Source organism: Halosimplex pelagicum (genome assembly GCF_013415905.1).
Lineage (GTDB): Archaea > Halobacteriota > Halobacteria > Halobacteriales > Haloarculaceae > Halosimplex > Halosimplex pelagicum.
In genome coordinates, this window is record NZ_CP058909.1 from 4,905,044 (window position 1) to 4,918,252 (window position 13,209).

11 protein-coding genes and 1 other RNA gene are annotated in these 13,209 nt (G+C 71.0%); 5 read left to right on the top strand and 7 right to left on the bottom strand.

Going from position 1 to position 13,209, the window contains the following annotated elements; genetic code table 11:
- Positions 1–146: 146 nt before the first annotated feature.
- The gene (locus HZS54_RS24580; protein ID WP_179919703.1) at positions 147–1,970 is read right to left on the bottom strand and encodes a hypothetical protein; all 1,824 of its coding nucleotides are present in this window, start codon (positions 1,968–1,970) and stop codon (positions 147–149) included.
- Positions 1,971–2,100: 130 nt separating this feature from the next.
- Between HZS54_RS24580 and HZS54_RS24585 the strand changes: the two genes are divergently transcribed.
- Entirely contained in the window at positions 2,101–3,021 is a 921-nt protein-coding gene (locus HZS54_RS24585) for a DUF8155 domain-containing protein (protein WP_179919704.1), read from the top strand.
- An 11-nt stretch (positions 3,022–3,032) separates the two neighbouring features.
- Here HZS54_RS24585 and HZS54_RS24590 read toward each other — a convergent pair whose 3' ends face one another.
- The gene (locus tag HZS54_RS24590) at positions 3,033–3,560 is read right to left on the bottom strand and encodes a GNAT family N-acetyltransferase (protein WP_179919705.1); all 528 of its coding nucleotides are present in this window, start codon (positions 3,558–3,560) and stop codon (positions 3,033–3,035) included.
- A complete protein-coding gene (locus tag HZS54_RS24595; protein ID WP_179919706.1) occupies positions 3,561–4,133 on the bottom strand; it encodes a cysteine hydrolase family protein in 573 nt (190 codons plus the stop codon).
- 98 nt (positions 4,134–4,231) lie between these two features.
- Between HZS54_RS24595 and HZS54_RS24600 the strand changes: the two genes are divergently transcribed.
- A complete protein-coding gene (locus HZS54_RS24600; protein WP_179919707.1) occupies positions 4,232–5,233 on the top strand; it encodes an arsenic resistance protein in 1,002 nt (333 codons plus the stop codon).
- Positions 5,234–5,250: 17 nt separating this feature from the next.
- On the opposite strand, the gene HZS54_RS24605 is transcribed toward HZS54_RS24600, so the two are convergent.
- Positions 5,251–6,441 (bottom strand): nicotinate phosphoribosyltransferase, encoded by a 1,191-nt coding sequence (locus HZS54_RS24605; RefSeq protein WP_179919708.1) that lies wholly within the window; start codon positions 6,439–6,441, stop codon positions 5,251–5,253.
- 177 nt (positions 6,442–6,618) lie between these two features.
- Here HZS54_RS24605 and HZS54_RS24610 point away from each other — a divergent pair, with 177 nt between their 5' ends.
- Positions 6,619–7,830, top strand: coding sequence for a DUF7537 family lipoprotein (locus HZS54_RS24610; protein WP_179919709.1), 1,212 nt, complete (start codon positions 6,619–6,621; stop codon positions 7,828–7,830).
- 105 nt (positions 7,831–7,935) lie between these two features.
- On the opposite strand, the gene HZS54_RS24615 is transcribed toward HZS54_RS24610, so the two are convergent.
- Together HZS54_RS24615 and HZS54_RS24620 are read right to left on the bottom strand one after the other, a co-directional pair.
- On the bottom strand, positions 7,936–9,288 hold the full coding sequence (locus tag HZS54_RS24615) for an Hvo_1808 family surface protein (RefSeq protein ID WP_179919710.1): 1,353 nt from the start codon (positions 9,286–9,288) through the stop codon (positions 7,936–7,938).
- A 9-nt stretch (positions 9,289–9,297) separates the two neighbouring features.
- Complete coding sequence (locus HZS54_RS24620; RefSeq protein ID WP_179919711.1) at positions 9,298–11,157, bottom strand: Hvo_1808 family surface protein; 1,860 nt, start codon at positions 11,155–11,157, stop codon at positions 9,298–9,300.
- 103 nt (positions 11,158–11,260) lie between these two features.
- On the opposite strand from HZS54_RS24620, the gene rnpB reads away from it, so the two are divergent.
- Positions 11,261–11,615, top strand: an RNA gene (rnpB, locus tag HZS54_RS24625) — RNase P RNA component.
- Positions 11,616–12,110: 495 nt separating this feature from the next.
- Here rnpB and HZS54_RS24630 read toward each other — a convergent pair.
- Positions 12,111–12,473, bottom strand: coding sequence for a winged helix-turn-helix transcriptional regulator (locus HZS54_RS24630; protein WP_246391729.1), 363 nt, complete (start codon positions 12,471–12,473; stop codon positions 12,111–12,113).
- 58 nt (positions 12,474–12,531) lie between these two features.
- Here HZS54_RS24630 and merB point away from each other — a divergent pair, with 58 nt between their 5' ends.
- On the top strand, positions 12,532–13,206 hold the full coding sequence (merB, locus tag HZS54_RS24635; protein ID WP_179919712.1) for an organomercurial lyase: 675 nt from the start codon (positions 12,532–12,534) through the stop codon (positions 13,204–13,206).
- Positions 13,207–13,209 lie beyond the last annotated feature (3 nt).

Genomic DNA, 13,209 nt, shown 5'->3' on the forward strand with positions numbered 1-13,209 from the left:
CTCGTTCTCGAACCGACGGGAGAGGGTGTCCGAGCCGCCATAAACCACATTACGCGATACGAAATCGAGTTCTGACGAGGATCCACAGTTTCAGAGGCAGCGGTCGCTTCGATGAGCCATCTCCCGTCAGAGTGGGGGCGCTCTCCCTAGCGTGTCAGCTCGAGTCGCTTCAGCAGGCCGTCGCGTTCGAGCTCGGCGGCCACGGACTCGGGGAGGAACTGCGCCGCCCCGGGGTCGTCGTAGCTGAGGTACCCCTCGCAGGTGTGGTAGGCCCCGCCCCGACCGCCGTGTTCGCTGGGACATCGATTCTCCTCGTCGAGGCGGCCGACGACGTTGTGGAGGAGTTCGTGGACGGCGATGAACGTCCGGTAGCTCGTCCCGTCGAACTCGGTGTGGTACTGCGTGCCGACGACGGCGAACGTGCCCGGCGCGGGCGCTCGACCCGCCCACTCGGTGTCGAGGCCGACCACGGTGACGAGGTGGTAGACGCTGCTCCGGTTCCCCATGAACGACTCGTCGTCGTACTGGCGTTTCAGCGCCGCGTAGTCGCGGTCGCTGGCGACCGTGATGGAGCGGTTGAGCGCGCCCTGGTCGGCGTGGACGGCGATCCCCGACTCGCCGTCGGGGTTCGAGACGGGCATGTCGGCCCACGCCTCGCGGAAGTCGGCGAGTTCGCCCTCGTCGAAGGCCTCGGCGTTCTCGCTGACGCTGATCTGGACGTACAGGTCCTTGTGCAGCGGGTCGGCGTCGGGCAAGCGCGCGCCCCCGCGGGTGCGGCCGGCCACCTCGGCGCCGTCGGGGAGGCCGTCGCCGTCCGTGTCGGCCAGCGTGAGGTTCGTCCCGAGGTCGGCCTCGCGGCCGTCGGCGAGGCCGTCGTCGTCCGTGTCCGCGACGGTGGGGTCGCCGCCGAGTTCGAGTTCGCGGCCGTCGACGAGGCCGTCGCCGTCCGTGTCGGGGAGGGTCGCGTTCGTCCCGCGCGCCAGCTCCTCGCCGTCGGGGAGGCCGTCGTCGTCCGTGTCGGCGACCGTCGGGTCCGTCCCGCGACCGACTTCCTCGCCGTCCGTGAGCCCGTCGTCGTCCGAATCCGCCAGCGTCGCGTTCGCCCCGATGTCGACCTCCCGGCCGTCGACGAGGCCGTCACCGTCCGTGTCGGGGACGGTCGCGTTCGTCCCGAGATCGGCCTCTCGACCGTCGACCAGGCCGTCGCCGTCCGTATCGGCCGTGAGCGGGTCGGTCGCTCCCTCGACCTCCCGGCCGTCCGGGAGGCCGTCGCCGTCCGTGTCGAGGAGGGTCGCGTTCGTCCCGAGGTCGGTCTCCCGACCGTCGACCAGGCCGTCGCCGTCCGTGTCCGCGACGCTGGGGTCCGTCCCGCGGTCGACTTCGGCGCCGTCTTCCAGGCCGTCGTCGTCCGTGTCCGCAGCGGTCGGGTTCACACCCAGTTCGACCTCGCGGCCGTCGGCGAGGCCGTCGCCGTCCGTGTCCGCGGCGGTGGGGTCGGTCCCGAAGTCGACCTCGCGGCCGTCGACGAGCCCGTCGTCGTCGCTGTCGGCGACCGTCGGGTCCGTCCCGCGTTCGACTTCGGCGCCGTCTTCGAGCCCGTCGTCGTCCGAATCCGCCAGCGTCGCGTTCGTCCCGACTTCGAGTTCGCGACCGTTGGGGAGGCCGTCGTCGTCGGTGTCCGCGGCGGTGGGGTCCAATCCCCGTTCGAGTTCGACGCCGTCGCCGAGGCCGTCGCCGTCCGTGTCGTTGCTCTCAGGGTCGGTGTCGTACTCGGCGCGCTCGACGCCGTCGGGGAGCCCGTCGCCGTCCGCGTCGCTGGCCGGCGTCGCCGTGGCTCGCCCGCCGAAGAGACCGGAATCCGCGGAGTCGTTCGTCGCGCTATCGCCGACCGGGAGCGTACCGGTGAGTGCCAGTGTCGCCGTCGCACCGACGAGGAGGAGGGCTGCGAGGGCGACCGAGGACCGACGCATCGTCGGAGTATTCGGATTGGCGGTCAAATACCTGTCGGCGACTCCGACGAAGGTTCGAGTCGCGAGCGGCGCGGTCCGCGTTCGGCCCGAGAGCGCGACCGTAATGTGTCCGCTCGCCTAACCGCCGCCGATGGCCGTCACGCTGTCCGCCGAGGCGCTCGCGCCCTTCCGACGGGTCACCCTCTACGACTCGCCGTTCGACGCCCACGACCGCGGCTGCGCCGTCGACCTGTATCCCGGCGACGCCGGCGGCGACACGCTCCGGCCGAACCCCGAAGGCGGCCCCCGGATCGACGCGCCCTCGCCCGTGGCCGGCGAGGTGGTCGAGACCCGGACGGTTCGGGCGCCCTCACGACCGTACGCGGTCGCGGAGGACCACCTGATCCTCGTCGACACCGGCGACGCCGTCGCGCGAATCCTGCACGTCGACCCCGTCGTCGAGCCGGGCGAGCGCGTCGCGGTGGGGGACTCGCTGGGCCGGCTCGTCCGCGCCGGGTTCTTCGCGCCGTGGGTCGCCAACCACCTCCACCTGGGGTTCCGCGAGTACGGCGCGAACCACCACCGCGCCGCGGGGTCGCTGGCGCTGGAACTCGACCCGGCGCTCGGCGTCGAGCCCCTCGACTGGGACGGCACCGGCACCGTCGTCGCCGCCAGCGACACCTACGCCGTCCTCGACTCGCCGGCGCATCCGGACCCCGGCGACCGGTTCGCCGGCGTCGCCGCGACGGACGCCGAGGGCGACCCCCTGGGCGTCCTCGACGGCGGGCTCCCCCACTACGACTGGGGCGGCCTGCTCCGCGGTCGCGACGCGACCGGCGAGGCCGACGGCGACGGCCTTCTCGACGTGTTCCTCCTCGGCGAGCGGGTCGGCCGAGCCGAGGGGCGAGACGTGGCCTGGACCGACCCGACGGTGCTGGCGAACGGCGAGCCGGTCACCGGCATCGCGCTCGCGCTCGGTCGCGACGACGCCGGCGTCAAACTCGTCGGCGAGGGCGTGGACCTGCCGGTCGGGACCGACGTGACCGTCGAGATACGGCCCGGTGAGTCCTGATACCGGCGCTCTCACTCGCCGCCGTTCAAGACCTTCTCGAAGCGAAGCAGTTCGTACTCCCCCTCGGTCCGGTGGTCGGTGCCCTCGTAGCCCCGCGCCCGATAGAAGCGGACGGCCGACCGCTGGCGCTGGGCGGTCCAGAGGAAGACCCGGTCGAGCCCGCGCTCGCGAGCCGCGTCCTCCAGCCCGGCGACGACCCGGCCGCCGTGGCCCTCGCGCTGGTGGTCGACGTGGACCGCGATCCGCAGCAGTTCGCCCGCTCCGTCGGGGATCGCCTCGCCCTCGACGGCGAGCCCGCCCATCGCGACGACCTCGCCGTCCCCGTCCCGGCCGCCGACTTCGACCACGAGGAACTCCCCGCCGGTGTCGAGGTAGTTCGCCTCGATGTCGCGGATGTCGTCGTTGCCGGGCACGTCTTCGGGGTTCGAACCGGCGTCGCGCAGCGCGGTCCGATGCAGGGTCCAGACGGCGTCGCGGTCCCGGGGTTCGTACCGGCGGAGCCGGCCGGGATCGGTGTCGCTGTCGGTGTTCGGGTTCATTCAGACGAACTCGACGTCGGCCAGCGGCGTGACCTCGCCGAACAGGAACTCCGCGTGGTCCAGCGCGTACTCGCGGTGGCCTTCCTCGATGTGGCCGACGGCGTCCTCGACGAGGACCGGCCGGTAGTCGCGCAGGCCCGCGCTCCCGGCGGTGTGGAGCACGCAGACGTTCGCCAGCGTCCCGCAGATGATGAGGTCCTCGATCCCGTGGGCGTCGAGCCACCCCTCCAGCTGGGTCTCGTAGAAGGCGTCGTAGGTGTGTTTCACGACCACGAGGTCCTCGTCGCGGGGGTCGAGCCCGTCGACGATCTCGGCCTCCCAGGAGCCTTCGAGGACGTGCTCGCCCCAGCGCTCGAACTCGTCGTAGTAGTGGGCGTCCTCGAACTGTTCGGGCGGGTGTACGTCGCGGGTCCAGACGACCTCGGCGCCGGCCTCGCGGGCCGTCGCCACCGTCTCGCCCACGGGTTCGATCGCGTCTTCGCTGCCCGGTGCGTGGAGGCTGCCGTCGGGGTGACAGAAGCCGTTCTGCATGTCCACCACGACGACCGCCGCGCCGTCGGCGTCGAGTTGCATGGGCGGGGATACGAGCCGTCCGTCAAAAATTCTGGCGCCAGCGGCCCGCGGGCGCGGCGACCGACAGCCGTTTGTGCGCCGCGGCCGACTCGCCGCCGATGGGACACCGGGACTGGCTGGCGGCCAACCAGGTCGGCGTCTACGCGGTCGCGGTCGCCGCGGCCGTCGGGGTCGGCCTCGGCCGGCCCGAACTGGCGCCCGCGTTCGAGCGGCTCGTCGAACCCGTCCTCGTCGTCCTGCTGTACGCGACGTTCCTCGAAGTGCCGTTCGTCCGCCTCCGCGAGGCGTTCGCCGATAGGCGGTTCGTGGCGGCCGCGCTCGGGCTGAACTTCCTCGTCGTCCCGGTCGTCGTCTGGGCGCTGACGCGGTTTCTCTCCGTCGACCCGGTCGTGCTCGTCGGCGTCTTCATGGTGTTGCTGACGCCGTGTATCGACTACGTCATCGCCTTCACCGAACTCGCCGGCGGCGACAGCGAGCGGGTCACCGCCACCACGCCCGCGCTGATGCTCCTCCAGTTGCTCCTGCTGCCCGCCTACCTCTGGCTGTTCATGGGCCGTCGGGTCGCCGCGGCCGTCGACCCCGGACCGTTCGTCGAGGCGTTCGTGGCGTTCATCGCCGTCCCGCTGGCGCTGGCGTGGCTGACCGAGGCCTGGGCCGACCGCTCCGACCGGGGGAACCGCTGGCAGGCCGCGATGGGGTGGCTGCCCGTCCCCGCGATGGCCGCGACGCTGCTGGTCGTGATCGCCTCGCAGCTCCCGCGCGTCCGTGACTCGTTCGACCAGATAGCCGCCGTCGTCCCGGTGTACGTCGCCTTCCTCCTCGTGATGCCGGTCCTGGCCCGGGTGGCGGCGGGCCTGCTCGGGATGGCCGTCGGCGAGGGGCGGGCGCTCGTGTTCACGTCGGTCACCCGCAACTCGCTGGTCGTGTTACCGCTCGCGCTGGCGCTGCCGGCGGGCTACGAACTCGCCCCCGCGGTGGTCGTGACCCAGACGCTCGTCGAACTCTGCGGGATGGTCGCGCTCACCCGGGTCGTCCCGGGGTGGCTCGTCGCCGACGGTTCCGCCCCGCTCTCCGTTCCGGGGGTCACCCGGCGCGACTGACCCGGTCCGGCCCGCTCTCACTCGGCGTCGACCGGCGCCTCGAAGCCGACGGCGTCGGCGTCCTCGGCCGCGCGGTCGGCGGCGGCGTCGAGGTCGAACGACCGGACCACCTCGCCGTCGCGGACGAGCGGCTGGAGGAGCGCCTCGCCGTCGGCGGGCGGGGCGGTCGGGCCGCCCGTGGCGCTCCCGTCGGCCAGCGCGACGTGGTGGCCGCCGTCGTCGGTGCGGTACACCTCCTTCTTCCCGGTGAGCTTGCCGCGCTTGGCGGCGAGTTCGCCCTCGATCTCGACGATGTCCAGCGAGAAGTCCGTCGGGTCGGCGTTGCTCACGTGGCTGCCGACGCCGAACCCTGCGACGTACTCCCGGAGGTCGTGCAGCTCCTGGGGCCCGAGGCCGCCGCTGACGAAGATGCCCACGTCCTCGAACCCCTCGGCGTCGAGCGTCCAGCGCACCTCCCGGATGATATGCTCGAAGTCCCCGCGCCGGGAGGCGGTCGTGTCGATGCGCACCGAGTCGAGCGCGTCGACCGCCTCGGCGGCGCGGACGGCCTCGTCGACCTCGTCGCTGTAGGTGTCGACCAGGGCGACGCGGGGCACGTCGGGGCCGACCGCCTCGTCGAACGCCCGCCAGGCGGTCTCCTGCTCGCCGCGGCCGAAGCAGATGACCAGCGCGTGGGGCATCGTCCCGCCGGCTTCGCGGCCGATCACCTCGCCGGCGGCGACGTTCGAGAAGCCGTCGAGCCCGCCCAGTAGCGCCGAGCGCTCGATCATCGCGCCGATGGAGGGGTGGACGTGGCGCGACCCGAAACTCAACACCGTCGAGTCCGGTGCGGCCCGTCGCGCTTCGAGCGCCCCGGTCGCGACGCCCGTCGCGTGCGAGAGGAACCCCAGCAGCGCGGTCTCCAGGCGGCAGAACGCCAGATACGGCCCCTCGATGCGCATCACGGGGCCGCCGTCGAACAGCCGTCCCTCGCGGATCGCGTCCACGTCCACGTCGCGGCCCTCGAACAGTCGGGCGGCGTCTTTCACGCCCGCGAGCAGTTCCCACTCGCCGGTGGCGAACTGATCGGCCGTCACCTCGGCGACGACGCGGGGGTTGCGGTCGGCGTGCTCCAGCGTCTCGACCGTCCGGTCGAAGTAGGCGTCCGTGGCTCGGCCCTCCCGGATGGCTTCGGGCGGGACGATGTCGAAGCCCGACTCGTCGGTCATGGGGAGTGCTTCCGGGGCGAACGCCAAAAACCGTCCGCGTTCCGGTCGCGGGGCCGACGGTCCGCCCCGGCGCCCCGTGAGAGTCTAGAACAAACGGTCAGTAATTGCCGATTTCTGGTATCAAACCGTGTAACTAGATGCGAGTTTTTATTGAACACTCTGAAAGTGATGGTGACGATGGTAGACGAGCCGAAGATTTCGAGACGTGCGCTGCTGGCGACGAGCATCGCGGCGGGAGCATCGCTGGCCGGCTGTTCCGGCGAGAGCGATCCGACCGACACCCCGGACCCGGCCACCGATCCCCCGACGGCGACGCCGACTGACACACCGACGGCGACCGACACGCCGACGGCGACGCCGACCGCGACGGAGACAGAGACGCCCACCGAGACGCCGACGCCCGCGGACCCGACGCCCTCGCTGGACGAGTTCTCCTATCCCGGTGGAGCCAGCCGAGAGGGGATCGGCGCCGCGCAGCTCTACCGGACCCACGAGTCGGCGCTCACCGACGCGGGCGCCGCGACGGTGGCCGGTGAGACACACACGGTCGCCGCCAACTTCGAGGACACGGTCACCGTCACGAAGCGGCTCGCCGACGGCGGGATCTCCGTCACGCGCGAGGCCGCACAGGGCGGCACCGCCGAGACGTCGTGGTCGCCGTCCGACGATCCGCGGGCGTTCGTCCAGATGGAGTCCGGATTCGAGGAGCACTACCGCATCGACAACCAGGCGCCGGAGCCGAACGAAGTGGTCGAGTTCAGGCGGTTCAGACTCCTGCTCGCGGGTGCGGAGTGGGGCGAAGCGAAGGAGGTCGCCGAGACCGACGACGGTCAGTACGCGGTCGTCTACGAGGCGACAGGGGTCGCCGACGAGCAGTCGCTGCTCCGGCTCGTGTTCGGCGACCGGGTCGCGGAGTTCGAAGCGGCGCTCGCGGTCACGGAGTCCGGCCACGTCCGGGAGATCACCTACGACATCACCGCCGAAACCGGGAACGGCCGCCGCCGAGAGGAGGTCACCCGGGCGGTCACGGGCGTCGGCGAGACGACGGTCGAGGAGCCCGACTGGGCCGCGACGGCCCGGGAGGAGGGGGTCCAGTTCGAGATGGAAACGACCGACGACGGGGCTGCGGTCGCGGTCGAGATGGTCAACGGCAACGAGGTCCCCGCCGAGGCCCGGGTCGCGCTGTCGGACGCGCAGGGGCGCGGCCAGACGCAGCTCCCGGACCCGCTCACGACCGGCGACCAGCTGTTCCTGGCTCTCACGGAGCAAAACGGACTGTCGGTCTCGACCGACGGGGCGCCGGACGACGGACGCCAGCTCGAGGGGTTCGCCAGGGTGACGATCCGCGATCGCGGGTTCCAGCTGTTCGTCGCCGAGTCGCGGCTCTAGAACGCTGTTCGGTTCTCGGCAGTTTCGAACGCGGCCGGTCACGGGCGTTCGCGGCCGTCGGGCATCCACGCGGTCGCGGGACCGCCTCTCGACGGTGACCCGGACCTATCCCGGCCGCGAGTGGACCTCGCTCAATTGGTCGACCGTGGGCGCGTTGACGACCCGGACCGTGTCGCCGTTCCGAACGACGCGGAACGCGTCGGCGAACTCGCCGTCCGGCACCACGTAGACGTTCCCGCGGGGGTTGCGGGCGTCGTGGGAGTCCAGCACCTCGCGGTAGGCCGAGACGAACTGTTCGGCGTCGCGCTCGGTGTCCCAGGCGGTCTCCCAGACGTAGGCGCCGGTCGTCCCGTTCGTGTAGGGGACGACGCTGTCGCCGCCCCAGCCCGCGGAGGGCTCGGACTCGTAGCCGTAGCGGTCCTCCGGGTCGACGGCGCCGTTGTGGACGAGCATCGCGTAGATCGACGCCTCGCCGACGGTGTCGGCGACGGGGTCGACGTCGAAGCGGCGCCACTCACCGTTCGAGCGGTCGGCGACGGTCACGTTCACGGGGTCCTCGTCGGGGTACAGCTGCGGGTGGATCAGCTGTTCGGTGCTCTCCGGGCGAGCGTCGTAGAGCTGGTTGACGCCGTCCCAGCCGCTCTGGGCGCGCACCTGGTCGACGAACTGCGAGCCCGCGGCGTAGGGCGTGTAGATGGTCAGGAACAGGCCGCGGTTGTAGTCGCTGCTCGCGGAGCCGCCGCCGTTCCCGCCGGCGTCGGGCCGGGGGATACAGGCCCACTCGCTCCCGCAGCGGTTCTCGTAGAGGGCGTCGACGTAGCGGGCGTCGCCCTCGGTGACGCCGCGGTTGGCGAGCTGCTGGTCCTGGGTCTCGCCGTCGGCGCCGAAGCCGAAGTGCTGGTCCTGCAGGGCGTGGACGAGTTCGTGGGCCAGCGTCGTCCGGTCGATGGTCGGCGTCGACGAGTCGGAAACGAGGACGATGGCGTCCTTCCCGGGCGAGTAGTAGCCCTGGACCGACTGGCCCAGCGTCTCGTCGGAGCTGTTCGAGAACGACGAGCGCTCGCCGACGATGAAGACCGACTCCCAGACCTGGTCGTTCCACCGCGAGTAGGTCGCGTTCCCGCCGCCGCCGCTCCGGTTGGCGAGGTACTGCTCGCGGCTGAGCACGTCGACCGGCACCGTCGAGTTGAACTCCAGGTCGCGGATCCGCTCGACGCGGGCCATAGTGCGGGCGACGACCGCCTCGCGCTCGGTGGCGTTGTAGCCGTCGCCGCTGGTCACGTTCACCGGGTCGTCGTACCAGTAGCCGTTCTCCCAGCCGATGCGGTCGCTGTCGGGGTCGCCCTCGGGGTGGCCGCCGCCCAGCGACTCGAAGGCGGTACAGCCCGCCAGCAGCGCGAGGACGGCCACCGCCGCGACGGCGAGGCGCAGACGCGATTCGGGTCCGGGGCCTGCCATCGAACGGGCTCACTCCCTCCGGCCCGCGAGGAGGCCGGCGAGCGCGAGCGCGACGAGCGCGCCGGCGAGCCCGAAGCCCGGACCCCCGGACGCGGTAGTCTCGGCGGGCGCGTCGGTCGTCTCGTCGGCGCCGTCATCGCCGTCGTCTCCGTCATCGCCGTCGCCCGCTCCGCCGTCGGCGGGGAGCGGCGTCTCGGTCGGTTCGTCGGTCGCGGTCTCGTCGTCGCCGGGTTCGGTGGTCGCCGTGTCGGTCGCGGTCTCATCGTCGCCGGGTTCGGTGGTCGCCGTGTCGGTGTCGGTCGGCGTCTCCTCCTCGCCGCCGCTGTCGTCGGTCGGCGCGGCGCCGGCGCGGACCTCGCTCAGCCCCTCGACGGTCGGCGCGTTGACGAGCGTCACCGTCGTCCCGGTGTGGTTGACGTAGAACGCGTCGGCGTAGGGGCCGTCGGGGACCCGGTAGGTGTTCGCGCTGTCGTCGACGGGCTGGGCGCCGTAGTAGTCGAGCAACATCCCGTAGCCCTCGACGAAGTCGGTGGCGTCGCCCTCGGAGTCCCAGACGGTCTTCCAGACGTAGCCCGTCTCGTTGGTCTCGGCGGAGTCGTCGGTGACGTAGGGGTAGAGCCGGTCACCGTCCCAGCCGTCCGTGTACCGCGTCGAGTAGTTCAGCGGGTCGTAGCTGCTGAGCGACCCGTCGGCCGTGTAGTTGAGGAACGACTGCACGCCGATCACCGGCGAGTCCGCGCCGGCGGAGGCGTAGGTGGGGTAGAACAGCATCGTCGCGAGCCCCGCCTCGCCGAACTGGGCGTAGTCGACGGTGCCGTTCTCGATGTGCGGGACGGTCCAGTTGTCACCGGACGTGTCCGCGAAGCTCACGTTCGTCGGCTCGTCCTCGCCGTACTTCTCGGGGTGGATCGTCTGCTCGGTGCTCGCAGGCGGGTTCTCGTAGACCGCGTTGACGCCCTCCCAGCCCGACTCCTGGTAGATCCGGTCGACGAACTTCGGCCCGTCGCTGTAGGGCTGGTAGGTCACGAAGTACATCCCGTAGTGGATCGAGGCCTGCCCCCCGCCGCCTGGCTGCATCTGGGGCATCAGGCAGTCCCACTCGGCGGCACAGCGCTGGCCGTACAGCCGGTCGACGAGGTTCCCGTCGCCCTCGATGATGCCGTCTCTCGCGTTGTGGAGCTCCTCGGTGTACTGGTCGAACGACGAGATGTTGTACCGCTGGTCCTGTAGCGCGTGGAACAGCTCCTGGGAGAGCGTGATCTCGTTCATCTTCGGCGAGGTGGTGTTCTCCGAGACGATGACGATCCGCTCCTCCGTGGGGCTGTAGTAGCCGCCGACGCTCGCGCCGGTGTTTTGCTCCTGGACGGAGATGGCGTCCGTGTCCTCGCCGACCATCAGCATGGCCTCCCACTTGACGTTCTGGTGGAGGCTGCCGTTGGTCGTCGTGTTGTAGCTCGTGTTCGCGCGGAACTCCTCGCGCGAGACGATCTCGACCGGCACGGTCTCGTTGAACTCCAGCTCGCGGATCTGCTCGACGCGGGCCATCGAGCGGGCGACCACGGCGTCCAGTTCCGTGTCGTTCAGCCCGTCCGAGCGGTCCACGTCGATCGACTCGTTGTACCAGCAGCCGTTCTCCCAGCCGAGCGGGTCGCCGTCGGGGTTGGCGGGCGAGCTCCCGTTGGCGACGGGGGCGGCCGCGCAGGCGTCGTCGCTCTGGCGGGCGTCGGCCGACGACGCGTCCGCGGTGTTCGAGGGGCGGTCCGTCGTCGCGGCGTCGACCGGGCCGGCGGCGGCGGCCGCGGCGGGGACGGCGGCCACCGCGGACAGCACGACCAGCCCGGCGACGACTGCGGAGAGGGCGGAACGCATGCTACCGGAACATGGGAGGGCGGACATAAAAATCGCCGCACTGTCGGCCGACGCGGGCGTGCGGACCGACGGGCTTAATCCCCGGTGTCCGCTATCTCCGACCGGCAGAGGGAGCCCGGCCTCCGTGCTCAGGCCCGCGTCGACTCCGTCGGCGCGCTACGGGCATGAGGAAAGTCCCCCCACCGTCCGGGCAGGTGACCGGGTGCAAACCCGGAGCGGGCGACCGCTGGCGCTGGAACAGAAACGAGACCCCTTTCCCCGACCGATGACGTGCGCGAACTCCGAGCGAGGCTCCGCCGAAGCGAGGGAGAGCTAACCCACGGAGGGTCGACGGGAAAGAACGGATGGAACGGCGAATCCTCACCGGTGCAAGTCCGCGCGGCAAGGTAGCCCGGACGCGAGCGCGGACGCTCAGCCGAATGCCGGGCCGAACAGAAGGGGGCTTACTCCCCTCAGCCGTCTACACACCGCCGAGCGACGCCACCGCCCCGCTCGCGCGCTTGCTGCCGTTCTCTATTCAGGACGGCCTCTGGACCGCCCGCTCAGTACAGGAAGTGGCTGTTTCGGTGAGCGGTGCGGTCGGCGCGTGCTGTCGAGCGTGCCCGCCTTCTGGCGGGCCGCTCGAAATAGTCGCGCGAGGGATGAGCATCGCAGCCTGCGAGAAGCGCAAGAGGTTGGGGAGGTGTGAGGCTATCTGCGGTTGCTGTGCGGGTGGTCGCGCTCCCTGGTGGACTGAAAGGGCGAGGCGCGCTCGCGCGCAGTTCAGTCGCCTGAGCGGGCAACTATCCGCGCAGGCCGTGCGGAGAGCGCGGATATCCCGCGCAGCGACCGCGAGCACGTCGAGGGCTTTCAGCGCTTGCTGTCCCCTGCGGTCACTGTCGTTCGACTTCACAGACCGACTGATTTTACCCACGAACAGACGGTGACGATAGAAATCGCACCCTCTGCTACCGCTAACAGCACTCCTCGCCGCGCTCGATGGCCCACTCGACGAGCGGCTCCAGCCGTTCGCCCAGTTCCGCGCCCTCGTCGCTGAGTTCGTACTCCACCCTGGGCGGGATCTCCGCGTAGCGCTCCCGTTCGACCAGTCCGGCCTCGACGAGTTCGTCCAGCCGCGTCGACAGCGTCGACGTGCTCGCGCCCGGGAGGTGGGCCTCGATCTCACCGAACCGGACCGTCCCGTGGTTCGCGACGACGCAGACGATGTCCATCACGTACTTGCGGCCCAGCAGCGCCATCGGCTCCGAGAGCAGACAGTGACACGCCGCCTCGTCGGCCGCACACTCCATCTCCGCCGTGGCTTCGCCATCGCGCATTGGGTTCGATACTTTGGACTTGACAGTTTAATAACTTTGCTATCCGAACTATAGTCGCATGTGGGTTGAAGTAGCGAATTCGGTCGATAGCGAGCGGAACCGATCGGTCGACGAAACGCCGCTCCCGCCGGCAGTCGGGGAGGCGTTCGGGCAACTCTACGGGACCGACGCGCCGGCGACGGTCGGCGAGTGGATCGAGACGATGCGGGCGGCCATCGAGGACGAACGCGGGAGGGCGCCGACCGTCGCGGACCTCTGTGCGACCGACGACGGCGACCACGCGTTCGTCGGCGCGGAGCGCGAACAGACGTACATCTGCGTGCTGGATCCGCTGGTTTACCCGTACCTGACCGGCGAGCGCGGGACCGTCCGGTCGACGACGCCGGTGCGCGGCGCCGAGGTCACCTTCGAGGTCGGCGACCACGGCGTGGCCGTCTCCCACCAGGACGCGGTCGTCTCTATCGGCGTCTCGACGGACCCCGAGGGCGTCGACGGGGTGCCCGTCGAGACCGTCTACCGGGAGGTCTGCGGATACATCCAGACCTTCGAGGACCGGGCGGAGTACGAGACCTGGGCCGAGGAGGTCGACGCGGCGACGACGGCCGTCCCGGCCGCGGTCGGCGTGGAGATCGTGTGGGCACTGGCCGAGACGCTGTTCGACGGCAACGTGAGCGTCGCGGACCGCGGCGAAGCGACCGAAGCGGTCTGCACGCCGGAGAGCGACTGCTGTTGAGCG

Bases quoted from the DNA above. Each gene is read 5' to 3' on its own strand.
- HZS54_RS24615 (WP_179919710.1), bottom strand. From the start codon at position 9,288: ATGGCAGGCCCCGGACCCGAATCGCGTCTGCGCCTCGCCGTCGCGGCG.
- HZS54_RS24580 (WP_179919703.1), bottom strand. From the start codon at position 1,970: ATGCGTCGGTCCTCGGTCGCCCTCGCAGCCCTCCTCCTCGTCGGTGCG.
- HZS54_RS24590 (WP_179919705.1), bottom strand. From the start codon at position 3,560: ATGAACCCGAACACCGACAGCGACACCGATCCCGGCCGGCTCCGCCGG.
- HZS54_RS24600 (WP_179919707.1), top strand. From the start codon at position 4,232: ATGGGACACCGGGACTGGCTGGCGGCCAACCAGGTCGGCGTCTACGCG.
- merB (WP_179919712.1), top strand. From the start codon at position 12,532: ATGTGGGTTGAAGTAGCGAATTCGGTCGATAGCGAGCGGAACCGATCG.
- HZS54_RS24595 (WP_179919706.1), bottom strand. From the start codon at position 4,133: ATGCAACTCGACGCCGACGGCGCGGCGGTCGTCGTGGTGGACATGCAG.
- HZS54_RS24605 (WP_179919708.1), bottom strand. From the start codon at position 6,441: ATGACCGACGAGTCGGGCTTCGACATCGTCCCGCCCGAAGCCATCCGG.
- HZS54_RS24630 (WP_246391729.1), bottom strand. From the start codon at position 12,473: ATGCGCGATGGCGAAGCCACGGCGGAGATGGAGTGTGCGGCCGACGAG.
- HZS54_RS24620 (WP_179919711.1), bottom strand. From the start codon at position 11,157: ATGCGTTCCGCCCTCTCCGCAGTCGTCGCCGGGCTGGTCGTGCTGTCC.
- HZS54_RS24610 (WP_179919709.1), top strand. From the start codon at position 6,619: ATGGTAGACGAGCCGAAGATTTCGAGACGTGCGCTGCTGGCGACGAGC.
- HZS54_RS24585 (WP_179919704.1), top strand. From the start codon at position 2,101: ATGGCCGTCACGCTGTCCGCCGAGGCGCTCGCGCCCTTCCGACGGGTC.